The following is a 25,142-nucleotide window of genomic DNA, read 5'->3' as shown; positions in this document are numbered from 1 at the left end:
TCTCGTTGAACTATTTTTAAACAGACTTTGCAAGCTACCCCATAGCGTTGTATTGTAAAAGACTATTTAATTGGCTAGTGGAACGTATATGCATGCTTTAGAAGTTAATTTTGACGGCTTAGTCGGCCCTACTCACAACTACGCAGGTTTGTCGTATGGTAATGTTGCTTCGTTAAATAACGCGGCGAGTTTTTCAAATCCGCAAGAAGCTGTATTGCAGGGCCTGGCTAAAATGAAAGCCATGCACGATAAAGGCTTAACCCAAGGGGTGTTTGCTCCTCATGCTCGCCCTGATTTAAATGTATTACGCCGTTTAGGATTTACTGGCAACGATGCGCAAGTCATTAATAGAGCTTTTAAAGCCGACCCTATTTTGTTACGCGCCTGTTACTCAGCCTCTGCCATGTGGACAGCTAATGCTGCTACAGTATCTCCCTCCCCTGATACTAACGATGGCAAAGTACACTTTACTGCGGCAAATCTTAATAATAAATTTCATCGTTCATTAGAGCCAAATACGACGACACGTTTGCTTAAAGCAATGTTTAGTAACGAACAATACTTTGCACATCATACACACTTACCTGAGCAAGGTTTTTTTGGTGATGAAGGTGCAGCAAACCATACTCGTTTATGCGACAGTCACGGTGAAACAGGTTTAGAGTTATTTGTATTTGGTGCAAGTGCCTTTAACAGTCAACTTGTTAAGCCAGCTAAATTCCCAGCAAGGCAAACATTGGAGGCGTCTGAGGCTATTTGTCGATTGCATAATATAAAAGATACCAGTCAAATATTATTGCAACAAAACCCTGATGTGATTGACCAAGGGGTGTTCCATAATGATGTAATTGCTGTAGGTAACGCCAATGTTTTACTTTGCCACCAGCAGGCGTTTTTAAATCAAACGCAAGCACTAGACGATATCCGCGAAGCCTACGTAGGTAACAAACAGCTGTATATTATTGAAGTGCCAACCAGTAAAGTGAGTATTCAAGATGCTGTTAGTAGTTATTTATTTAATAGCCAACTGGTTAGCATGAATGACGATGCAATGCTGCTCGTTGCCCCACAAGAATGCCAGCGCAACCCTGCTGTAAAAGCGTATATTGAAGAGCTAATTGTTGCCGATAATCCCATAAATCAAGTGCAGTTTTTTGATTTGCGCCAAAGTATGCAAAATGGTGGTGGGCCCGCTTGTTTACGTTTACGCGTGGCGCTTAATAGTCATGAATTAGCAGCAGTAAACCCTGATGTTATTTTAAATGACGAAAAATATACCCAATTATGTGACTGGGCTACTCGCCATTACCGCGATAAACTCGGCGCTAACGACTTTGCCGATCCAGCTTTACTAACCGAAAGTTATCAAGCGCTTGATGAGTTAACCCAGTTGCTTAGTTTAGGATCAGTATACCCATTTCAACTAGAAGCTTAATTGCTTTGCTACTTTAAGGGCTTGATAATACGTTCAAGCTCTTAACGCTAATCTCTCTAAATTCAATTGAGGTTAAGTTTTTAACCTTATAATTATCCTGACTATTTACATACATATAACTCTCTTTGTCAGGGTATCAATTACTCTTGGCAGCACGCTAAAACAGTATCAGTATCATTATCATTTAATTAGTCCTAAAACACTTATTAGAATGGGTCTTTGTACTCAAGCTTGGCAGTATTCCATATAAGGAGACAAACCATGACAACACATAAAGTCATTTTAATTACCGGCGCATCAAGCGGCATTGGCGAGGCGACCGCTAAAACATTAGTTAATAATGGCCACAAAGTGATATTAACTGCGCGCAGTGAAGATAAACTTAATAAACTAGTTGACGAGTTAGGCCATGAAAACGCATTTAGCGTTTCAGCCGATGCCACTGAATTTAATGAACTTGAAAATGTGGTGAGTAAAGGCGTTGAAAAATTTGGCCGATTAGACGCGGCATTTGCTAACGCAGGCATGGGTGTTTCATCAGCTGGCACAGAAAACGGCGATCCTCAAGAGTGGTCAGCCATGGTTGACCTTAACATTAAAGCGTTGTTGTGGACCGCAAAACTCACTTTGCCTCATTTACGTGAAAACCAGGGGCATTTTATTTTAACAAGCTCTGCAGCTGGAAGAAGACCCATTGATGGCTCTATATATGGTGCCACTAAATGGTTTGCTCATGGCTTTGGTCAAAACCTCGCAGAGGAAATGAAACCATGGCATGGTCGCTGTACCACTATTGCCCCAGGCATGGTAAATACGCCTTTTTTTGATGAAGCAAAACCCGATAAGCTCGACCCACAAGATGTGGCCGATGCGGTATTATTTGCTATTGAAGCTAATCAGCGTAATAGCGTACGCGAAATCTATTTAATGCCCACCAACTAACAAGTTAATCCAAAAGGCCAATACTTATTGGCCTTTTCTCTAAAAGTGCTTAATTTTGCTTTTTTAGAATCGCTGTCAACTAAATCGATGAAAAGTCACGTATTGAAACCTCCCTTACCATGCTAAATCTCAACTTTATGTCTATTATATAAGTAAAGTAATTCAATAATCGGAACCCATTTAATGGCTCCTCATAAAGCTAATAATATGTCTGCCCATCAATATGTTACTAATGATCCGTTGCACCAACTATTCGATGCAGTCGATTCTGTATCAGTACAAGGTTATGATGAGCAACGACGTGTAATTTATTGGAATAAAGGCAGTGAATTGCTTTATGGGTATTCACACCAAGAAGCCATTGGCAAAAAACTCGAAGATTTAATTATACCCGCACCAATGCGAGAGCCCGTTATTGAAGCGCATAGTAATTGGATTAAGCATGATATTGAAATTCCCGCCTCAGAACTAACCCTTAAACATAAAAAGGGTAATGATGTGGCTGTATTTTCAAGCCATGTTATGTTTACTAATCAATATAATACCAAACAAATGTATTGTATCGATATTGACCTTTCAGAAGTCCACAAGGCACAAGCAGAAGCCACATTTAATGCCAATATGTTGAAGACTATCTTTGAAGCCATTCCCGACTTATTTTTTGTACTAGAACAAGATGGCACTATTACAGACTATCACGCAGGCAATAACAACGATCTTTATATTCCACCCCAGCAGTTTATTGGTAAAAAAATGATTGATGTACTGCCCAAAAAGGTAGCGAAAAAGTTTCAGATTCATATTGAAAAAACAATAGCACAAGACAATATTGTTAGATTTGAATACGAATTAAGCATGCCTGAAGGCGTAATTTATTATGAGGCAAGGTTGCGCTTACTGCCCAGAAAAAATCAAATCATGGTGATTATCCGTGATATTAGCGAACCACACCGCTCAGCAGAATTGATCCGCCATCAGGCTCATTTTGATAGCTTAACCGATTTGCCTAATCGCTTTTTATCTTTAGATCGTTTGTCACAAATATTAATAGAAGTACAAAAAAATCATGAAAAAGCCGCGGTATTTTTCTTGGACCTTGATGATTTTAAAAAGGTAAATGACTCTTTGGGTCACGAAATCGGAGATAAATTATTAATCGAAGCCGCACATAGATTACAGCAAACACTAAAGCAAAATGACACTGTTGGTCGATTAGGCGGAGATGAATTTATTGTTTTAATATCTAGTTTAAACGATGAAAACGACGCTTTAGCGATTGCTGAGCGATTGCTTCAAGCATTTAGAAAGCCCTTTAAATTGGTAGGCAGAGACTTAATATTAACATTAAGTATTGGTATTGCTATTTCCCCTAAAGATGGCACATGTTCTTCGGTATTGTTACGTAATGCCGACACCGCTATGTATCAAGCAAAAGCGATGGGCCGCAATACCTCCTCTTTTTTCACCCCGCAAATGAATGTTGCAATGCGCCGGCGCTTTGAAATAGAAGAGCAAATGCATGGAGCACTGGAGCGAAACGAATTTGAGCTTTATTACCAACCGCAAATAGACGTAAAAACAAACACCATCGTTGGCGCTGAAGCTTTGCTACGTTGGCATAATATTGTGTTAGGGGAAATTACCCCTGATGAGTTTATTCCCATTGCAGAGCAAACAGGCTTGATTGCGCCTATTGGTGTATTTGTACTGCAACAAGCCCTTCGCTTTTTAAATGAATGGCAATCAATTAATAAGCAAAACTATACCATGGCGATTAATTTATCACCGCGGCAATTCAGAGACCCAGAATTAGTAAATATAATTAAGCGTACTCTGCATAAAAACAGTATTAGCAATGCATGCTTAGAGCTGGAAATTACTGAAGGAGTACTGATGAATAGTCAAACCTCAATTCGTGACGCCTTATTACAAATTGATGAACTGGGCATAAAACTGTCAATGGACGACTTTGGCACAGGGTATTCATCATTAAGTTACTTAAGAGAGTACCCCTTTGATGTGCTAAAAATTGACCGAAGCTTTATCACTGGGATAACAGATAATAAAGCAGACTGTAATTTGGTAAAAGCAGCCATAGCTATGTCACACAGCCTAGAAATAAAGGTTGTTGCGGAGGGGGTAGAAACCAAAGAACAGCTAGATTTACTTAACGAGCTAAACTGCGATATTGCTCAGGGATTTTATTTAAGTAAGCCCTTGCCGGGCGCCAAACTGCTCAATTTTTCATCGCGTTACTGCAAAGCGACTTAAAAGCACTTTAGTTAAAAAGTGCTTTTACAGCTGCGAGTTAGCTCATAATTTTAAAAAGTAGATCGCGTACAGTTGCAGGTTCAAATGGTTTATCACAAATGGCATCCACACCGGCTTGAGCAATATTAGCCAAATGAGTATCGTTGGCCTCTGAGCTCACCATCAGAACTGGAATATGTGAGTACGTATTCGACTTTCGAACGGTTTCAGTTAATTCTTTACCATCCATTTCTGGCATATTGTAATCTGTAACAATTAAATCAAAAGATTGATTATTAAGCATTTCAATCGCTTGTTTACCGTCTTCTGCCTCTACAGGTTCAGGAATACCCATTCCCGCTAATACACGTATTATATGTTTTCGCGCAAAACGACTGTCATCAACCACCAATACGCGAAGTAAAGTGACATCAAAGTGCTCTAGCTCCACCTCTTGCTCGCTAATAATATCCAGAGTCGCTTTAAGCGCACGGGTAATTTCGTCGGCATTAAACGGTTTAGGTAGAATAGCTAATACGCCCGATTGCCTAAGTTGCTCTAAATGGCGCTTATTACGCTCGCTCGACACTAGCATAAACGCCTGTTGCTCAGTGTTGCTGTTACTGCGTATAGCCTGTAATAAAGAGTCTGCAGTACCGTCACTAAAATACATACTACTGATCACTAAATCAGGGGAGTAGCTTGATAAAGCAGCCAGCGCATTTTCTTGAGTGGTGGCCGTTTCAATTTGTGTCACCCCACACTGAGCCAGTGATTTTTTTATTAGCTTTTGCTGCACTTCAGAAGGCTCAACTAATAAAATAGATAAGTTAGCTATTGCCGTTAAATCACTCATTTCAATCCTGTTAATATTAATTAAATAATTTTTATAATGCTCATTATAAAGTAATAACTTACAAGAAAAAGCTAAAACCGCAACAACAGGGCATGTTTACCCTAATCTACTCTTAAAAACGGTAGTTTATGCCCGCATAATAACGTCTTCCCGAATAGCTTGAGTTTAATAACCGAGACTCTGTATCGTTACCTAGGCGCTTTACCGACTCAGATTTAGTTAAATTAATCACAGCGGCTGTCAGGCTCAAGTCCTCTAATAAAGTAATTGATGCATTTACATCAACTTGCTCGTATGGGTCTTGATACACGTTTAAACCACTATTTAAACCCAACACGGTTTCTCCGCGTTTGTTATAAGAAGCACGAATATTAAAAGCATCTCCCTCATAATATATCGAGGTATTGTACTGGTACTTAGCACTGCCAATTAACGGCGATTTACCAAACTCTTTACCATCTACTTCTACATCTGCCTTATTGGTTTTGTTAAAAGTGTAGTTTGCGTAAAAACCAAAACCACTATCAAAGGCATGCTGTATAAATACTTCAGCCCCTTTAGATACAGCATCAGTGCCATTGCCTACGGTGCTATATGGCAATACAGTAATATTTCCCGAATCAACTATGCCCTCTTTACCAGCAAAATCTTGCTGTACATCAATAACTAAGGGAACAACAAAATTATCAACCGTTTTATGAAACAGTGCTAAACCAACAGCAGAGCCTTCGCTGTAATAATATTCAATAGATAAATCAGCTTGCACCGACTCGAACGGTTTTAAGTTTTTATTACCGCCACTGCCACTAAAACCCGGAATTTCATTAAATTCAGCTCTGTCGTCGGCCCACTCATCTGAGACAAACGTAATGCGTTGTTGCGCACCTAAATCGGCATAATCAGGGCGAGACATTACTTTTGCAATAGCGCCGCGCACAACAATATCTTCGCTGGCATCCCATGCAATATTAAAGCTAGGTAAAATTTGGGTATCGGTATTCTCTTGAGTAATGAGTTGATAATCTTCAACAAATCTATCGTCTCCGGTTACCGCCTCCCCGCTTTCATCGTCAGTATGATCCAGCAAATATGTGTACAGATCGGTTGATGATGTCATGGTTTTCGTGCGAACAACACGTACCCCTAAATTACCGCGCACGCTATCAAATTCAAAATCACCTTGTAGATAAAATGCCGCTATTTGCTCTTCAATATCATAAATGAAATTATCCTCTTTACGCGTATACGGCACATAATTACTGGTCACAATATCGCGGTATTTATCCCAATCAATGCCGGGCATTTGATTTATATTAAAACCACCCGCAATATTACCTTCGTTGATAAACACATCTTGTGCTAGTGGCATACCGTTATTCCACTGGTAACTATCAAAGCGTGTGATCCCACCCTCACTGGCTTCTGCTGCGGCAATATCAAAATTAGGATCTAAAAAGAAGGTATTACCGGTTTCGCGGTGAAGCGAAGCTTCTCGATACTTAACCCCTGTTTTAATTGTTCTTAAAATGCCCCAATCGGTATAAATATCAAAATCAGCTTGGTAGTAATCTTCTTCAAGTTCACTACGCACAAAACTTGAATTTGACGAACCCGGATCGCGCCCACCACCCACACCATTGAGTAAGTTAGCTAACGTATTTGGATCTATATTTAAACTAATATCGTTCTCATTAATTTTCCAACCCGCTGTTTTAGCGGCATTTTCTATGCGGTTTTCATTTTCACCCGCGTTAGAACTTTTATAAGCTGCTTCCCAACTCTCTTTCGGGCCACCTTCAGAACGTGTATTACCCGCCACAAAACGGGCTTTGAAGTAATCACCTTCGTAGGTTAAGTTGAGATCAAAAGTGTCAGAGGTTGACTCTTCACGCACATAGCTGCCTCGCATCCACGGCAATTGCATATCATTTTCTATGCCACTTGCAGCTGCATCAAATTGCATTCCATTAACTATCGTGCCCGACTCATCCAAACTTACATCGGTTAAAAAGTCAGGATTTAAAGACCACTCAGGTATATCAATCACCGATTCAGTTCTATTTTTATCAAGTGAAAATCCAAAATAGTTAAAACCAATTTCTACTCGGCTAGTTGGGCGCCACTGCGTGCTAAATTGTATCCCTTCTCGCTCACGTAATTCGTTTACAATTGAACCTCGAACCACTTGAGGAAACCAGACATTGTCATAATTATTGCCTTGAGAATCGCTTACTGAACCCCACTGATTATTATTTTCAATCGGTGCGCCATTAACATCAACCGGGTTATCGCCGGCAAAGCGCCACACATTTGCATCGGTGCCACCCGAAAGAGAGCGGTTAGTGCGTGTTTGTGAGGTATAACCAAACAACACACCAAAAGTATCAGCATCGTTCTTCCAAGAATAAAGTGCGGTTACTTGGGGCTCTGATTCTTCAGTTACATCGGCATAAGTGCTTTCAATATTAATCACCCCTGAGTTTGCATCCATACTTAGCGGTTTACGACTATGCATTAATACCGTGCCGCCCACTCCACCTTCATCTAAACGTGCCTCTGGCGATTTATACACTTCCACACTTTCAATCATGGCTGAGGGGAGTAATGCATAATCAAACGAACGAGATGGCTCTCCTGGTGATGACGCAATAAAATTACCATTTAACTGAGAAAAGGTGAGTTCAGATGATAACCCCCTAATACTAACTGATGAGCCCTCGCCTCCGTCACGGTCAATAACCACTCCGGGTACACGTTGTAATGAGTCGGCGACGTTCTTATCAGGAAACTTACCAATGTCTTCAGCTGTAATCGCATCAACCACAGAGCTAGACAAACGTTTTATATCTAAATTAGCCGCCATACTGGAACGAATACCACGCACCTCTATTACTTCCATATCTTTACTTTTTAATGCTTTATCTTCAGCTTCATCCGCATATGCGTGATTAAACACAGATAAAATAGAGATACACAGCGTTGATTTAACAAAACGTGGAAGTGAGTGAGCAGAGGTTTGAGTTATCCGATGAGCGGTCATAGTTTTAACAGTTCCATTTAAAATACAGTTAATACTTAAAGGTGAGCGTACCAAGGAAAGATGGTACGAAAAAAGTAGCTGTATTTTACATAACCAAGCTTAATAGCTTGTTAATGCAAACTGACGAATAAATGAATGCTGTCTCAATAAGTAACCTACTCTAATAAAAGTAGGTAGTTAAGCCGCAAAATGGCTATTTAGCTGCTTATAAAAGGGCATAAAAAGGAATGACGCGATTAAACAGCAATACGCCGTTATTTTTTAGCGCTAATCGCCTGAATATAATAGCCTAAACTCGCATGAGAAAGCTCACCTATATGGCTGGTAACTAACTCTCCTTGGCTATTATAAAACAAGGTGGTTGGTAAGCCTGCAGCACCGGATTCGCGACTCACATTACTGCTTTGGTCAAAAAACACATGATTAAGGTCGAGTTGCTGTTCATTAAGGAACGCTTTTACCGTGTGTAAGTCTTCACCTTGATTGACAAACGCCACCGTAATATTTGAGTTATTTTTTTGAGCAGCTTGTAGCACTGGCATTTCTTTTCGACACGGCGGACACCACGACGCCCAAAAATTAATAACCACAGGCTTACCTTTAAAGTTTTGTAAATTAACTTGCTGCCCTTGCATATTATGCACAACCGATTGCGGTAATTGCACACCCGTTTGATAAATAGACAATGCAAAGTTAGGAATAATCATTGAACAAAAACCTACAAACCCAGCAATAGCGTAGTTTTTCATTACCGCTTTTTTACCACGCGCATAAAACGCTAAAATAACTATACCGCTTAGCCAGCCATAATAACCAATAAAGCCACCGTCGCTAATATTAAAAAGCTGCCACCAATTACCTTGATAAGCATCCCACATAGTAAACACAAACGCTAAACGCGAGACTAAAAAGCCCACCACAATTGCTTTAAAAACCGTATCTAAAATTGCTTTTTGTAATGGATGTTGGCGCGTCAATAAATAGGTAAGCCCCCAAAAAATGCCTAAACCTAAAAAAATAATTAACTGAGAAATGGAAATAACCAAAGGCCCAAGAGAAATACTTAACATTGCTACCGACTTCTTATAATGTATTTAAGTACCTAAAATAACGAGTACCAGCGTGAATTAAATGCCAACAATAACATAATGTAAGCTGTACTGATTATTAATAACGCATAATAAATTATGTATACCAGCAGCAATATATAACCTAGTTACCTAGTTAACCTTGTTGCTGTATGTACTCCAATGCAGTCATTTTTTTATAACTTACATTTGAGTGCAGTACATGAGTAGGTTCAGGGTCAACAATTTCAATTGGAATAGCATAATTACGTGCAATCTCTAGTGCCATTTGGGTAATGTTTACACTAAAAGAGGTACCCATAAATACCATTTTATCGGCATTCATCATTCGCTGCTGCGCCTCAGTAATACGGTATAGCACGGTGTAATATTCATCAAATAACAGCACAAAGGGCTTTAGAGAATGATTAAGCTTAGGCTGGTTATTTTCAATATTGAATAGCTCCAGTAAAGAGCGATGTAAGTTGCTCTCATCAACATTATCCCAAGGAGTTGTTTGTGGTGTAACGTCATCGCCCTGATGATGAAACAGCGTCATTTGATCAAGCCGTCCATGAATCGCAATAAAATTTTTATTACCCGCCTTACCATCAAGCCCATCAATATTTTGGGTAATTAAGTTTTTATCACTAAGCCAATGATGTACTTCATTAGGACCATGATGACGATAAGTTGCAAAACGATGATAATACCAAGCTAAAAACTCACTCGGGTTATTTTCATACATGGCACGAGTGGCCATTTCCATAGGCGTATAATTTTTACTACCAATGGTCCAAAAGCCATCTTCACCACGAAAAGTAGGAATACCACTAGCAGCACTCACACCAGCCCCAGTAATGTATAACGTATTCATAAAGCAATCTCTTACATTCAATAAACTTATAATACTTTATAACATTGTAAATTTGAGACTTTTACTCTTTTGCTATTAAATTATTTAGGCTCCGATGATTAGCTGAAAATAATTTAGGATACCAAAAAAGTTCTTTATATTTTTAGTTCCGCTCAAGTGCACTCCAAATCTTTCTTTAATTATTGACATACTGGAAACTATGGTAACAATTAGCAACAACTAATTAGTCGCAATACACTTGGCTTTCTAATAAAAACAGATAGATAATCTTTTTAAAGCAACTAACCCATTAATCTCACATACTTTTCAGCCAGTTCGTCTATACTTTCCCGATGATTAGGGTCGGGCTTTATGCAGTCAATGGGGCATACACTGACGCACGTTGGCTTGTCGTAATGACCCACACATTCGGTGCATTTTTCAGGGTCTATTTGGTAAATTTTAGCGCCCATATAAATGGCTTCATTTGGGCACTCTGGATCGCACATGTCACAGTTAATGCACTTGCTGTTTATGAGTAAAGCCATGATTAAACTCTCTATTATGAAACAGCTTGTTTGAAAGGATTGCGGGTATCTTGGTTTTCATCCAAATTTCGCATCAGTATCGCGTGCTCTAAATCGATAGTGTCAGGCAGTGGAATTTTTACAATGTGGCCTGAACCTTTGGCATCGGTGATGCTTTCGCCTTTTTTATTTTCCATACTTTCTAGGGTAAAACTAATATTGCCTTTCGGCGTCATTAGCTCTAATGAATGGCCAACACAAAACTTATTTTTTACATCTATTTCAACCAAACCATTAGCATTTCGCCCTAGTACCTCACCTACAAATTGCTGCTTGGTAGAAACTGAATGGCCGTATTCGTAATTTTGATAATCTTGGTGGGCGTGGCGCTTTAAAAATCCTTCGGTGTAACCACGGTGCGCTAGGTTCTCAAGAGTTTTGAATAAATCAGCATCGAATGGTTTACCTGCGACGGCATCGTCAATCGCTTTACGATACACCTGAGCGGTACGCGCAACATAATAAAATGACTTAGTACGCCCTTCTATTTTTAAGCTATGCACCCCCATTTTTGTTAGCTGCTCTACGTATTGCACGGCGCGTAAGTCTTTTGAGTTCATGATATAAGTACCATGCTCGTCTTCAAATGCGGGCATATATTCACCGGGGCGACCTTGCTCTTCTAGCATAAAAACATCGTTGCTTGGCGCGCCTTCACCTAACGTAGGTATAACCGTTTTAGGATCGATTTTATGTACCATTTCACCGGTTTCGTTCTCAGTGCCAGGTTTAACATCGTATTCCCAACGACACGCATTAGTGCATGTACCTTGGTTAGGATCGCGTTTATTAATATAGCCTGAGAGTAAACAGCGCCCTGAATAGGCCATACACAGAGCACCATGAACAAATACTTCTAGCTCTGTTTCTGGGCATAAAGAGCGAATTTCACTTATTTCTTCAAGCGATAACTCGCGAGATAAAATTACCCGCTCAATACCCTGTTTTGCCCAAAACAATACACTGGCATAGTTTACTGCATTAGCTTGTACTGAAAGGTGAATGGGCATATCAGGCCATTTTTCACGCACTAACATAATTAAGCCAGGATCGGACATGATCAATGCATCCGGCTTCATAGCAATTACTGGCTCTATATCACGTAAATACGATTTCACTTTCGCATTGTGTGGGGCAATATTAGACACTACATAAAACTTTTTATTTAGCGCATGAGCTTCGTTAATACCTATTTGTAAAGTATCTAAATCAAATTCATTATTGCGAACCCTTAAACTGTAACGAGGTTGGCCGGCATAAACAGCGTCTGCCCCATAGGCAAAGGCATAACGCATGTTTTTTAAGCTACCTGCTGGGCAAAGTAGTTCAGGAATAAACGGGGTTGAAGAAGTAACTGCTGACATGTGCGCTCCATACATCGAACCGAGTTCAAGCCGGTTGCATGAATAGTTAAGGGAAATAAAGCGCGCAAGTATAATGAGTGGTCAAAAGAGAAACTTTGATCGAGATCATCAAAATTTCTCTTCTGTGTTAAAAATGAAGAGAAGCAAATTTAAGTTATTTTTTACTACTTAATTGATTAGAAAATTGGCTAACGGCATCAACAACTTGTTGTGCGCCTTTTTTAATGTCACTCATTACAACACCAGATTCTTTGGAGAGTTCGAGTCCTTGTTGCGCTTTATTTCTACCTTGCTCTATAACAGCAACAGTGGCTTGAGTTAAGTTTTGATTTTGCTGTACAACATCCACAATTTCTTCGGTAGCTTTACTGGTTCTTGAGGCAAGCAAACGGACTTCATCAGCGACTACAGCGAAACCGCGACCCTGCTCACCAGCTCTTGCAGCCTCAATAGCTGCATTAAGTGCTAGTAAGTTGGTTTGGTCAGCAATACTGCTAATGCTTTGCACTATGCTCGCTATCAGTTGCGATTGTTTATCTAACGCTGAAATTTCTTGGGCTGTTTGCTCCATTTGCACCGACAGCTCGTTCATAACCTGTGCGGTTTTTTGTACCACTTCTGCGCCCTTATCCGCGTTATTATCAGTTTCAATTGAAGTGCCATGCGCAATATTCGCCGCTTGTTCTGTGGCCAGTTCTTTTTCTACTTGGTCTGTGATCACAGTAGCAAATTTAACTACTTTATAAAGCTCATTTGCTTCATTAAAAATCGGATTATACGACGCTTCTAACCACACTTCATTACCATGCTTATCAATACGTTTAAATCTGCCGGCAATGAACTCGCCATTTCGCAGGCGCTGCCAAAAGGCTTGGTACTCTTTACTGCTGGCCTCTTGTTCGGTACAAAACATTCCATGGTGCTTACCTGAAACTTCTTGCTTTGAATAACCCATACTTTTTAAGAAGTTGTCATTAACACGCAGAACCATACCCTGAGTATCGAACTCAATAACCGCTGTTGAACGATGCAATGCTTTGATTAAATCTTCGTTTTCTCTCGAGCTTTCAATTATTTGTGTAAGCACAGTGCAATGCAGGGTTAAATACTCAAGCTGACCTTGCTCATTTTTTATCGGGTGTAAAATACAGCGTAACCAATCTCGTTGTCCGTTTTGGTGGGATACTTGAATAGCGCCAGCAAAATGTTCGGCTTTACTTAACGCTTTTTTAAAGGCATGAAAATCAGCGTTATTTCTAGCGTTTTCTGGAATAAAATCTAAAATCTTTTTATTGAGTATTTGGCTATTTGAGTAATTAAATTCCCGTTCAAAGTTTTTATTTTGTCTTAATATTGCACCTTGCTTATCAAGCTCCAATACCAACATCTCACTATCTAAACTTTGCTTAACCTGCTCTCCTACAGAAAGCTTACTTTGTAAATCAGCAATTTGATTTTTTAAAGATTGGTTAAAAAACATATATTTACCTTAATTTTTGCATGTACTCGACCTGCATTTGGATCCATATAAAAGTGTATATTTAACAAAAGTCACACCATTTAGATAAAAAAGTATAGTTCAAGTTTATGAACATATAATAAATGTAAAAACATTGTTTTTAGTTCATAAATACAAGCTAGCAAATTTAAAAAGTTGGAAAAGTAGAATAAATTAGGTTTTTTTAACTAAAACGCGTATAATTCGCGCCCGTTAATATTCAACCTTTTATTTAAATTATTGGAGCACAAAGATGGCTTTAGAGCGTACTTTTTCAATCGTAAAACCTGATGCAGTTGCTAAAAACCACATCGGCGCAATCTACAACCGTTTCGAAACTGCGGGTCTTAAAATCGTTGCAGCTAAAATGGTTCACCTTTCACAAGAGAAAGCTGAAGGTTTCTACGCTGAACACAGCGAACGTCCTTTCTTTGGCGCTTTAGTATCTTTCATGACTTCTGGCCCAGTAATGGTTACCGTTCTTGAAGGCGAAAACGCTGTTCTTAAAAACCGTGAAATCATGGGTGCTACTAACCCTGCTGAAGCACTAGCTGGCACTTTACGTGCAGACTACGCTGATAGCATCGACGAAAATGCGGTTCACGGTTCTGACGCTGTTGAATCTGCTGCTCGCGAAATCGCGTACTTCTTCGCTGACGAAGAACTTTGCCCACGTACTCGTTAATTCGAGTTCACAGCTAACCCTGTGATGCAAAGTATGAAAAGGGCTTTCGAGCCCTTTTTTAGTCATTACGTAAAGTATTAGCCGTTTATTTATGATGTTTTACTTAATGATTATAGTGGATGAATTGTGTACAATTCGTCCTTGTAAATTTTTACCATCACCGCCACCGATTGAGGTTGTTACATGACCGAGCAAAAAAAGATTAACTTATTAGATTTAAACCGAGATGCAATGCGAGAGCTATTTGTATCATTCGGTGAAAAGCCATTCCGTGGCGATCAGGTGATGAAATGGATTTATCATTTTGGCGTAGATAATTTCGACGAAATGAGTAACGTAAACAAAAAGCTAAAAGAAAAGCTTAAAAATGAATGCGAAATTGTTGCACCAGAAATATCAGTTCGCCAACAAGCCAGCGACGGTACCATCAAATACGCACTCGTGTTAGAAGGCGGTCAAGAAGTTGAAGCAGTTTGGATCCCAGAAAAAGATCGCGCCACCTTGTGTGTATCTTCTCAAGTGGGCTGTGCACTAGAATGTACTTTTTGCTCAACGGCTCAACAAGGCTTTAACCGTAACTTAAAAGTGTCTGAAATTATCGGCCAAGTATGGCGAGTAGCCAAAGATATTGGCCTAGATGGCAACAGCGAAAAACGTCCTGTCACTAACGTAGTGATGATGGGTATGGGCGAGCCGTTACTTAACGTTAAAAACGTGGTACCTGCAATGGAATTAATGATGGACGACTGGGGCTTTGGTTTATCTAAACGCCGCGTTACATTAAGCACCTCAGGTGTGGTACCTGCCCTTGATTTATTGAAAGAAAAAATAGACGTAGCACTGGCAATTTCACTGCATGCGCCAGATAACGCCCTGCGTGACATTTTAGTACCGATCAATAAAAAATACCCAATTGAAGAGTTTTTAGCTGCGTGTCGTCGTTACATTGACGGTTCAAAAGCCAACAAAGATGTGACTATTGAATATGTAATGCTTAACGGCGTTAACGATAGTACTGATCAAGCTCATGAACTGGTTAAAACGTTAAAAGGAACACCCTCTAAGGTTAACCTTATTCCATTTAATCCATTCCCAGGTAATGAATATACTCGTTCAAGCAACAGTCGAATTGATCGTTTCTCTAAAGTATTACAAGCTGCGGGTATTACCTGTATTGTTCGTCGTACCCGAGGAGATGACATTGACGCTGCCTGCGGCCAGTTAGCTGGCGATGTTGTAGACCGTACGAAGCGTATGGCGAAAAAGAAAATGCGTGATGACAATGCAATTGCAGTGAATATTCATCAAGCCTAATTTTTGAGTAATCAAGAGCCTTTGTGATATATCGTTTATTTTTAAATAAATGATGCAACACAAAGGCTTTGAGGTAAGATAGAGGTTATGGATATAAATAAAGAGACAAAGTAATGCGATCTTTACTTACGTTAGCACTATCAACACTGTTTATAAGCGGTTGTGTTACCGAAAATAGTTACAACGGCAGCGATAAACCAGTCCTCGAGAATAAAATTAATAACGATGGTGCAGCTCGCACGCGCATAGCATTGGCATTACAGTATTTAAATACAGGCAATAACTCTCAAGCTAAATATAACCTAGAACGTGCCAACGAGTACGCTCCAAACTTACCCGAAGTACACTACTCTTTAGCATACTATTACCAACAAGTTGGCGAGAACGGATTAGCCGACAAAGCCTATCAAAAAGCACTGGCTATCAAGCCAAACGACCCTAACACCTTAAACAACTACGGCACGTTTTTGTGCAGTATTAATGAGTATGATCGCGCCACCGATCAGTTTTTAAAAGCGATTGAAATACCCAGTTATATTCGTGTAGCGCAAAGCTATGAAAATTTGGCCCTGTGCGCTATTGAATTTAACGATTTCACAAACGCCGAGAGCTATTTTCAACAAGCACTAAACCATAGCTCACAACGCGCATCTACATTAATAAGTTTAGCGGCTCTATATTATGCAAAAAGCGACTTGTACAAAGCCAGTAACTTAATAAAACGTTATGACGATACCGCGCAAGTTTCTTCTCGCGCTTTGTTGCTTGGCTATTTGGTTAAACAACGAATGGGGAAAATTGAAGAAGCAGAAAAAATTGCGACAACCTTACTACAAACCTACCCAAGTAGTATGCAAGCTAACGCCATTCGCGATAATCAGTTAAGACGAACAGAATTTGAAGTACTACGTGAAAAATATCGCCAAGCCCAGCTAGATGAATTACAAGAAAGTAGTAATAACAACCAAATTATTGCTGAGCCGAAAATAAAAATTATTCGTAAAAAAAGCCCAGTACCGGCTTTAAATAACAAAGCGTCAGATGAGCAAATAAAAAAAATACGCTAGATAATTACACTCCTTTTAACTGTAAACTAAAATAAAGCACAAAGGGTGATGTGCAAATGCTTGTTTTAGGGGAAAGCAATTTAGCATTTCAGTGTGATACAATGCTAAACTGCTACAAATAAGGTGTATTAAAGGACTTAAAAACACATAAACTTTATCAAAACACGGTATAGTTTTTAAAATATTAAATGTAGTGCCTTTTTATAGTGCGCCTTAGCAACAAGAATTAACGAATACTAAAAAATAAAAACGAAGTCTTACTCTGGTTGTTAAGCCAAAATTTAAACTTTTACTAGTGGATCCAAACTGATACACATTATGAATGAAGATAATACACAACCGCAGAGCGATGAACCCTCTGTAGGTCAAATACTAAAAACACATAGAGAAAATGCAAACATTAGCCTTGCTAATATTGCCTCGTTATTAAAGTTAACTGAATTACAAGTTCAGCATATTGAAAACGATGAATATCATTTACTAGGCGCAAAAACATTTGTTAAAGGCTACATAAAAAATTATTGCCGCACACTAAACATAGATAGCAGCGCTATTTTAGCGATGCTGCCTGCCTTTAGTGCTTCAGATAAGCCTGTAGATATGCAAAGCTTTTCAAGGCGTACAGAAAAAGAAGCGCATGACAGTCGACTAATGACGGTAAGTTACTTAATTTTAGCCATTGTTATTGGCTCATCAGCCGTATGGTGGTGGCAAAATGCAACGCCTATTGATGAACAAACTAATACTATAAAAGCGAGTAACTCATTCATCACTGTGCAACAAGAAAATACAAAACGACTCGCTGATGAGGCCAATGAAGCTGTCGATGAAGCACAATCGAATGATATTGAGCCTGCACCACAAGCAAACCCAGCCGTAATCAATGAACAACAAACAATTCAGGCTGCGCCCCTTAACGATGCACAAAGCCAAAGTGAACCAACAAGCAGTGATTTAAGCACCATTATTATGATGTTTAATGACGAAAGCTGGGTTGAAATCCACGATGCCAACGATGAGAAAATTGCATTTGGTGTAAAAAAAGCAGGCTACGAAATGACCTTAACTGGTGTAGCGCCTTTTTCAGTGGTACTAGGCAAGCACGATGTTGTTCGTATTACCCTAAATGGTGAGCCAGTTGATATTTCGGCTTTTCCTAAAAACCGTTTAGCTAAATTTAAATTACCCTTAGCAGAGTAGTCGCTATGTTTTCAGAATCTCCTATCAAACGCAGAAAATCCACCCGCATTAATGTGGGTAATGTTCCAATTGGTGATGGTGCACCAATTGCTGTGCAGTCAATGACCAACACAGACACAATGGACATTGATGCCACTGTAGCTCAAATTCAAGCGATTCAAGATGCCGGTGCTGACATAGTACGTGTATCTGTTCCTACCATGGATGCAGCTGAAGCATTTAAAAGCATTAAAGAGCAGGTATCGATACCGCTGGTTGCTGATATTCACTTTGACTACCGCATTGCATTAAAAGTAGCAAAGTATGGTGTTGATTGTTTACGTATTAACCCAGGAAACATTGGCAGTGAAGAACGTATTAGAGCCGTTGTTGATTCGGCCCGTGAGCATAACATTCCAATTCGTATTGGCGTAAATGGCGGCTCACTTGAGCGCGACCTACAAGAAAAATACGGCGAGCCAACACCTGAAGCTCTACTTGAATCTGCTATGCGTCATGTAGATATATTACGTCGCTTAGACTTTGACCAATTTAAAATTTCAGTGAAAGCATCAGACGTATTTTTAGCGGTTGGCGCGTATCGTCTACTTGCAAAAGAAATCGACCAGCCACTGCATTTAGGCATTACTGAAGCAGGCGGCATGCGCTCTGGCTCAGTTAAATCGGCCGTCGGTTTAGGCATGTTATTAGCTGAAGGTATTGGTGACACGCTGCGTGTATCACTAGCGGCAGACCCAGTTCAAGAAATAAAAGTAGGCTTTGATATATTAAAATCATTGCGTATTCGCTCTCGCGGCATTAATTTTATTGCTTGCCCTAGCTGTTCGCGCCAAGAGTTTGATGTAGTAAGCACCATGAATCAACTTGAAGAGCGCTTAGAAGATATTATTGAGCCAGTTTCAGTGTCAGTCATTGGCTGTGTGGTTAACGGACCAGGCGAAGCATTAGTGAGTGATATTGGCCTTGCCGGCGCAAACCGTCGCTCAGGTTTATACATTAATGGCGAACGCCAAAAAGCCCGTATTGATAACAATAATATTGTTGATCAACTTGAAGGCTATGTACGCGATTTCATTGAACAGAAGCAACAGCAAACTCCAATTGACATAAAAATCGTAGAGTGATGTGTTGTTACAACACTATGTATTCAAATGACCTTTTTTAGTCGCAGCATTCACAACGTAGTATAAATTACGTACGCCCCGCTGCGCTCGCAATTACCTTATAGTTAGGGTTATAATGCAGGGTCGATTTTTTAGTTTTACGTGGTTGCAGCCCAGAGCTGCACATAAACAGATTTAGGATTTATCAGTGGCAAAACAAATTCAGGCAGTTCGCGGTATGAACGATTGCCTGCCAGGCGATACGCAAGTTTGGCAGAAAGTAGAACACATTTTACGCGAGACCGTATCATCGTTTGGTTATCAAGAAATTCGTTTTCCAATTGTAGAATCAACCGACCTATTTAAACGCTCTATTGGTGAAGTAACCGATATAGTAGAAAAAGAAATGTACACCTTTGCCGATCGTAACGGCGACAATTTAACTCTGCGCCCAGAAGGGACTGCAGTGTGTGTCCGTGCAGGTAACGAAAATGGCCTGTTATACAATCAAGAACAACGCCTTTGGTACATGGGCCCTATGTTTCGCCATGAACGCCCACAAAAAGGTCGCTACCGTCAATTTCATCAGTTTGGTTTAGAGACTTTTGGTATTGCCAGCGCCGATATTGACGCCGAAGTTATTTTACTCACGGCGCAACTTTGGGAAGCATTTGGCATTACTGACCATGTGCGTTTAGAACTTAATTCATTAGGTTCAAACGAAGCACGTGCAGAGTACCGCGATGCCTTAATCGCCTTTTTAGAACAACATACCGATGTACTAGATGAAGATTCTAAGCGTCGTATGTACTCTAACCCACTGCGCGTTTTGGATACTAAAAATCCAGATATTCAGGCAATCTTAGTCGATGCACCAAAGCTATCTGAACATTTAGATGCTGAATCAAAAGAACATTTTGAAAATTTATGTGAACGATTAGATGCCGCAGGCGTCAAATACACGGTTAATGAAAAGCTGGTACGTGGCTTAGATTATTACAACCGCACTGTATTTGAATGGGTAACCGACAGCTTAGGTGCACAAGGTACTGTATGTGCTGGTGGTCGTTATGATGGCTTAGTAGAGCAATTAGGCGGTAAATCAACCCCTGCGGTAGGTTTCGCGATGGGTTTAGAGCGCTTGGTTTTACTACTTCAAGCACTTGAATGTGTAGGTGACATACGCCGTAGTGCTGATGTATATTTAGCAGCTATGGGCGACAAAGCCAGTATTCAAGCGCCTATAATTGCATCTACCTTACGTCGTGATGTACCTGGATTACGGGTTATGGTGCACGCTGGCGCTGGTAACTTTAAAAAACAACTCAAACGTGCTGATAAAAGCGATGCGCTCGTCGCAATTATTATCGGTGAAGATGAATTAGAGCAAGGCGTTGTGACTATTAAATACTTACGTGAGCGTAAGGAACAAGTCACACTAGAACTAGAACAAGCTAAAACGTTACTTGCAGAACTAATTAATAGCTAAATTATATAAAGCGTAAGTAGTGAAGCGCTTTAACAGAGGTAAGCATGGAAATTTATTCAACAGAAGAACAACAAGCAGAAGCAATTAAACGCTTTTTTCGTGAAAACGGCCTTTCACTAGCGTTAGGCGTTATTGTTGGTTTAGGTGGTTTATATGGCTGGAAAGCATACAACCAAAATCAAATAACGACTGCAGAGCAAGCATCTGATGCATACACTAAGCTTGTTGAAAGCGACAGCGTATTAGCATCTGCTGATGCATTTATCACTGAAAACAAAGACACTCAGTACGCAACTCTAGCGGCATTTGTTGCTGCAAAAGAAGCAGTAGATGCCCAAAACTTAGATGTAGCAAATGAAAAGTTAAGCTGGATCGTAACTAACGTTGATAACGCAGAGCTTAAAGCCATTGCAACAACACGTTTAGCGCGTGTGCAAATTGCTCAGCAGCAATACGATGATGCATTAAGTACGTTAAATGCTCCTCTTCCTGAAGCATTTAACGCAAATGTGGCTGAATTAAAAGGTGACATTTACACTCAGCAAGGCAATAAAGAACAAGCACGCGTAGCCTACCAAGCTGCTGTTGATGCCGGCGGATTAACGAGTAATCCTCTTTTACAAATTAAGTTAGATGACCTAGCAGTAACTAGCCCAGCGGCATAAGGTTTTAGGCATGAGAAAAATAACAACAGCAACGCTTGCCCTATGTATGGCAACCCTAATGGGGTGTTCTTCAAGTGATGACGAAGAAGAACTGGTGCTTCCAGAAATAGCCAATCAGTTTGAAACTGATGTGGTATGGCAAGAATCTATTGGTAACGGTGTAGAGCATTACTTTTCACGCCTATCACCTGCTGTTTATAAAGAGACAGTGTATGTTGCTAGCCGTGAAGGCCAAGTAGAAGCCTTATCACTTGCCAATGGCGATACCCAATGGGAAACCGACGTTCGCCAAGATTTATCGTTTTGGCCTTGGAGCGATAACGATAGTGCAAAATTATCAGGCGGAATATTACAAGCTTATGGTAAAATCTATTTAGGCTCTGAACATGGTTATGTAATTGCACTTGACCGTGAGACTGGTAAAGAAGTTTGGCGTAAAAAAGTACCTGGCGAATCACTCTCTAAACCCGCTGCAGGCGATGGCTTAATCTTTGTCAATTTAGCCTCAGGTAAGTTACTTGCGCTTCACCCAGATACTGGTGAAGAACGCTGGAGCTTTGAGCAAGAAGTGCCACCGCTAACTTTACGCGGTCAAAGCTCACCTACTGTGGCTAACGGTGGTGTGTTACTAGGCTTAGAAACTGGTAAGTTAAGTGTTTTAATTTCTGAGAGTGGCTACTCGGCATGGAGTGCAGAAATTGCAGTGCCAAAAGGCGCATCAGAGTTTGAACGTTTAGTTGATGTAGACACGCAGCCAATCATTAGCGGTCCATTTGCTTATGCTATTGCTTACAATGGTAACTTATCAGCAGTAGATATTCGTTCAGGTAATGTTGTATGGAAACGTGAATACAGCAGCTACCGTGAAATTAGCATGGATTTGCAAACAATTTACGTTGTTGATAGTAACGGCGTTGTTTATGCACTTGATAAAGATTCGGGCATTGAACGTTGGAGCCAACCCGCTCTACGTGGCTGGTACTTAACAGGCCCAGCGGTTGCCGGTAATTATTTAGCGTTAGGTGACCAAGAAGGCAATTTGCATTGGTTAAATAAAGACACTGGCGAGCTAGTATCTCGTGAAGACTTTGACAGATCAGGTTTTTTTGTTGAGCCTGTTGTCGCTGACGATAAATTGATTTTATACACCCGCGATGGTGAAGTTAGCGCGGTAAAAATACCGAACTAACTGTCTACTATTAGTGTAAGGCACTAATAGTTAATTATTTTTTGTAAGGCTTCGCACTGCGAAGCCTTTTGTTGTTTTTTAAAGAGGTAGTTTATGCTTCCCGTGATCGCTCTTGTAGGGCGACCCAATGTGGGCAAATCCACATTATTTAACCGTTTAACACGTACTCGTGATGCACTCGTTGCCGACTTTCCTGGCTTAACGCGTGATAGAAAATATGGCCAAGCAAATTACGATGGCTTTGAATTTATCGTGGTAGATACGGGCGGTATTGATGGCTCAGAAGAAGGTATCGAAACCGAAATGGCTGATCAGTCATTACTAGCCATTGAAGAAGCGGATATTGTTTTATTTTTAGTTGATGCTCGCGTAGGTATGACAGTGGCTGATCAAGCTATTGCTAATCACTTACGTAAGCAAGAGAAGAAATGTTTTGTTGTTGCCAATAAAACAGACGGCATTGATGCCGACTCAAACTGTGCTGAGTTTTATCAACTTTCACTTGGTGAAGTTCATCATATCGCTGCCGCACATGGCCGTGGTATTACTTTACTGCTTGAGCAAACTCTTCAGCCTGTTATTGCTGAACTTGCTGCTCTTGATGAAGATGTAGCCGATGACGATGAAGAACTTATCGACTTATATCAAGAAGGTGAAGAAGATGACACCGATCACCAAGCGTTTGCCGATAAGCCGGTAAAGCTGGCAATTATTGGTCGTCCAAATGTTGGTAAGTCAACCCTTACTAACCGCATACTAGGTGAAGACCGGGTTATTGTATACGATATGCCAGGTACAACCCGTGACTCAATTTACATTCCGATGACCCGTAACGACAAAGAATATATTCTTATCGATACCGCCGGTGTGCGTAAACGTAAAAAAGTAAGTGACGTGGTTGAGAAATTCTCAGTCATTAAAACATTACAAGCAATCGAAGATTGTAACGTCGTGTTACTAGTGGTTGATGCCCGCGATGGTATCTCTGATCAAGACTTAAGCCTGTTAGGTTTTGCCCTTAACTCAGGACGCTCATTGGTTATTGCCGTGAACAAGTGGGATGGCCTAGATAACTACGTTAAAGACCGTATTAAGACTGAGCTTGATCGTCGTTTAGGCTTTATTGATTTTGCCCGCCTACACTTTATCTCTGCTCTGCATGGTACCGGTGTTGGCCATTTATTTGAATCAGTTGACGAAGCATATGAGTCGGCAACTAAGCGAATTAGTACTGCTATGCTACGTCGTATTATGGACATGGCACAGGCCGACCACCAGCCGCCACTTGTTCGTGGACGTCGTGTTAAGCTTAAGTATGCGCATGCTGGGGGCTACAACCCGCCACGTATTGTTATTCATGGTAACCAAGTACATGACCTACCTGATAGCTACAAACGCTACTTAATGAACTACTACCGTAAAGCACTTAAAATTATGGGTACGCCAATCAAAATTGAATTTAGAGAAGGCGATAACCCATTTGCAGGGCGTACTAATAAAGTAACCCTGTCGCAAAAACGTAAAATTCGCGCGTTTAGTAAAGAAAACCGCAATAAATCATAACAGCTTTAATTGAGTCAGTTTCATAAAATGGCGTACTTTATAGTACGCCATTTTTTTATGATTCAAAATTAAGTCATGTTAATTACGCTAATTCGCTTAATTACGTGAGCTATTTTGAGGTAATAAAACCATCTCGATAACATGGCACGATTTTCTTATTTAAGCTGAACTTTGGTTGAGATAGGTTTATTATCCACAGTTCAGGTTATTTAATTTTTCTCGGCATTTGCTCCTGCATCCATACCGTCGCAGATAAAAACTCTTAATGCGGTTAGCATCTGATTTTATCCAGTAAATTAATTAAGTATTATTACAGACAAGTACGCTTATAATCCTTCATATTCAGCTTCCCTTGGTTTTAAAATTTGCTTTCTACATTTAACCATACTCCAACAATCCGTTTCAGGTACGCCGTAATACCAGGCTCTAAAAATCGGTTGATACTTTTCAATCACCCGTTGCTGCATACTTTGTGAGAAATGAGGTAAGTAAAAAGTTTTGATCACCGTAATGTGCCTTTTAATCATATCTCCTAAATTAAAACGCGCTTGGCGATACCGAATGTCTGCTTTTTTATATTCCCTGCTATCAGGTGTAAAGTTTTGCATGTCTTGCTTAGGGCCAGTCGCCCAGCCAGCTACTTTTTCCATTTGTTCAGTAAACGGCTTAACGGTAAACGTGACATGAATAGGGTCATCAGCATCGGTGGGCGCAAAGCCTCGCGGAAATCCGCGGTGGTGATAATTAGGATGAGTAACAGTAAACTCAATCGATGCATAGGCGTTGGGCTGTAATAAATCCAAACGCTCCCGTGGGAAGGTAATTGGCTCATTAGCATAGGCCGTTTTAAAATATTTATAACCAAAGTCAATACCACAACTACTATGACCACACGACTCTGAATAGGCCGACTTTATCAAAAAAGGGAATTCTGGCACTGAGCCATCCTCTGTTTCAATCGTCACAACAATG

Annotated in this window: 19 protein-coding genes and 1 pseudogene; 12 read left to right on the top strand and 8 right to left on the bottom strand. The window is 40.2% G+C overall.

Annotation, left to right across the window (positions count from 1 at the left end; genetic code table 11):
• The first annotated feature begins 88 nt into the window (after positions 1-88).
• From astB to FHG08_RS18740, 3 genes are all read left to right on the top strand, one after another.
• Entirely contained in the window at positions 89-1,435 is a 1,347-nt protein-coding gene (gene astB, locus FHG08_RS18750) for an N-succinylarginine dihydrolase (RefSeq protein WP_178956950.1), read from the top strand.
• 261 nt (positions 1,436-1,696) lie between these two features.
• Entirely contained in the window at positions 1,697-2,377 is a 681-nt protein-coding gene (locus FHG08_RS18745) for an SDR family oxidoreductase (RefSeq protein WP_138605821.1), read from the top strand.
• Positions 2,378-2,560: 183 nt separating this feature from the next.
• Positions 2,561-4,648, top strand: a complete 2,088-nt coding sequence (locus FHG08_RS18740) for a bifunctional diguanylate cyclase/phosphodiesterase (protein ID WP_178956951.1) — start codon at positions 2,561-2,563, stop codon at positions 4,646-4,648.
• A 37-nt stretch (positions 4,649-4,685) separates the two neighbouring features.
• Here FHG08_RS18740 and FHG08_RS18735 read toward each other — a convergent pair whose 3' ends face one another.
• The 7 genes from FHG08_RS18735 to FHG08_RS18705 all read right to left on the bottom strand — a co-directional run bounded on the left by FHG08_RS18735 (position 4,686) and on the right by FHG08_RS18705 (position 13,877).
• On the bottom strand, positions 4,686-5,483 hold the full coding sequence (locus FHG08_RS18735) for a response regulator (RefSeq protein WP_138605817.1): 798 nt from the start codon (positions 5,481-5,483) through the stop codon (positions 4,686-4,688).
• A 112-nt stretch (positions 5,484-5,595) separates the two neighbouring features.
• On the bottom strand, positions 5,596-8,523 hold the full coding sequence (locus tag FHG08_RS18730; RefSeq protein ID WP_178956952.1) for a TonB-dependent receptor: 2,928 nt from the start codon (positions 8,521-8,523) through the stop codon (positions 5,596-5,598).
• A 254-nt stretch (positions 8,524-8,777) separates the two neighbouring features.
• The gene (locus FHG08_RS18725) at positions 8,778-9,593 is read right to left on the bottom strand and encodes a TlpA disulfide reductase family protein (RefSeq protein WP_178956953.1); all 816 of its coding nucleotides are present in this window, start codon (positions 9,591-9,593) and stop codon (positions 8,778-8,780) included.
• Between the two features lie 154 nt (positions 9,594-9,747).
• A complete protein-coding gene (locus FHG08_RS18720) occupies positions 9,748-10,467 on the bottom strand; it encodes a Sir2 family NAD-dependent protein deacetylase (RefSeq protein ID WP_178956954.1) in 720 nt (239 codons plus the stop codon).
• Between the two features lie 281 nt (positions 10,468-10,748).
• Positions 10,749-10,994 carry a YfhL family 4Fe-4S dicluster ferredoxin gene (locus FHG08_RS18715; RefSeq protein ID WP_178956955.1) on the bottom strand — a complete coding sequence of 82 codons (246 nt, stop codon included), beginning with the start codon at positions 10,992-10,994 and terminating at the stop codon, positions 10,749-10,751.
• Between the two features lie 14 nt (positions 10,995-11,008).
• On the bottom strand, positions 11,009-12,397 hold the full coding sequence (yegQ, locus tag FHG08_RS18710) for a tRNA 5-hydroxyuridine modification protein YegQ (protein WP_178956956.1): 1,389 nt from the start codon (positions 12,395-12,397) through the stop codon (positions 11,009-11,011).
• Positions 12,398-12,551: 154 nt separating this feature from the next.
• Entirely contained in the window at positions 12,552-13,877 is a 1,326-nt protein-coding gene (locus FHG08_RS18705; RefSeq protein ID WP_178956957.1) for a PAS domain-containing methyl-accepting chemotaxis protein, read from the bottom strand.
• A 271-nt stretch (positions 13,878-14,148) separates the two neighbouring features.
• Between FHG08_RS18705 and ndk the strand changes: the two genes are divergently transcribed.
• The 9 genes and pseudogenes from ndk (at position 14,149) to der (ending at position 24,170) form a co-directional block, all read left to right on the top strand.
• Positions 14,149-14,580, top strand: coding sequence for a nucleoside-diphosphate kinase (gene ndk, locus FHG08_RS18700; RefSeq protein ID WP_008111339.1), 432 nt, complete (start codon positions 14,149-14,151; stop codon positions 14,578-14,580).
• 183 nt (positions 14,581-14,763) lie between these two features.
• The gene (locus FHG08_RS18695) at positions 14,764-15,894 is read left to right on the top strand and encodes a bifunctional tRNA (adenosine(37)-C2)-methyltransferase TrmG/ribosomal RNA large subunit methyltransferase RlmN (protein WP_010389431.1); all 1,131 of its coding nucleotides are present in this window, start codon (positions 14,764-14,766) and stop codon (positions 15,892-15,894) included.
• A 113-nt stretch (positions 15,895-16,007) separates the two neighbouring features.
• Positions 16,008-16,907: pseudogene (pilW, locus tag FHG08_RS18690) on the top strand (type IV pilus biogenesis/stability protein PilW); the annotation flags it as partial.
• 372 nt (positions 16,908-17,279) lie between these two features.
• Positions 17,280-18,161, top strand: a complete 882-nt coding sequence (locus FHG08_RS18685) for a RodZ domain-containing protein (RefSeq protein ID WP_178956959.1) — start codon at positions 17,280-17,282, stop codon at positions 18,159-18,161.
• A 5-nt stretch (positions 18,162-18,166) separates the two neighbouring features.
• On the top strand, positions 18,167-19,285 hold the full coding sequence (ispG, locus tag FHG08_RS18680) for a flavodoxin-dependent (E)-4-hydroxy-3-methylbut-2-enyl-diphosphate synthase (protein ID WP_008111348.1): 1,119 nt from the start codon (positions 18,167-18,169) through the stop codon (positions 19,283-19,285).
• A 187-nt stretch (positions 19,286-19,472) separates the two neighbouring features.
• Positions 19,473-20,753: a histidine--tRNA ligase gene (gene hisS, locus FHG08_RS18675; protein WP_178956960.1), complete on the top strand. Its 1,281-nt coding sequence runs from the start codon at positions 19,473-19,475 to the stop codon at positions 20,751-20,753.
• A 44-nt stretch (positions 20,754-20,797) separates the two neighbouring features.
• Positions 20,798-21,418 (top strand): tetratricopeptide repeat protein, encoded by a 621-nt coding sequence (locus tag FHG08_RS18670; RefSeq protein WP_138605797.1) that lies wholly within the window; start codon positions 20,798-20,800, stop codon positions 21,416-21,418.
• A 10-nt stretch (positions 21,419-21,428) separates the two neighbouring features.
• A complete protein-coding gene (gene bamB / locus FHG08_RS18665) occupies positions 21,429-22,607 on the top strand; it encodes an outer membrane protein assembly factor BamB (RefSeq protein ID WP_178956961.1) in 1,179 nt (392 codons plus the stop codon).
• A 93-nt stretch (positions 22,608-22,700) separates the two neighbouring features.
• Positions 22,701-24,170 (top strand): ribosome biogenesis GTPase Der, encoded by a 1,470-nt coding sequence (der, locus tag FHG08_RS18660; RefSeq protein ID WP_010389444.1) that lies wholly within the window; start codon positions 22,701-22,703, stop codon positions 24,168-24,170.
• Positions 24,171-24,496: 326 nt separating this feature from the next.
• Here der and FHG08_RS18655 read toward each other — a convergent pair.
• Positions 24,497-25,142 (bottom strand): hypothetical protein (locus FHG08_RS18655; RefSeq protein WP_178983218.1); only part of this gene is annotated, 646 nt, incomplete at its 5' end.

The organism is Pseudoalteromonas sp. Scap03 (assembly GCF_013393115.1).
Classification (GTDB): Bacteria; Pseudomonadota; Gammaproteobacteria; order Enterobacterales; family Alteromonadaceae; genus Pseudoalteromonas.
Note: the sequence above shows the minus strand (reverse complement) of the source record. Positions and strands in the feature narration are given on the sequence as shown.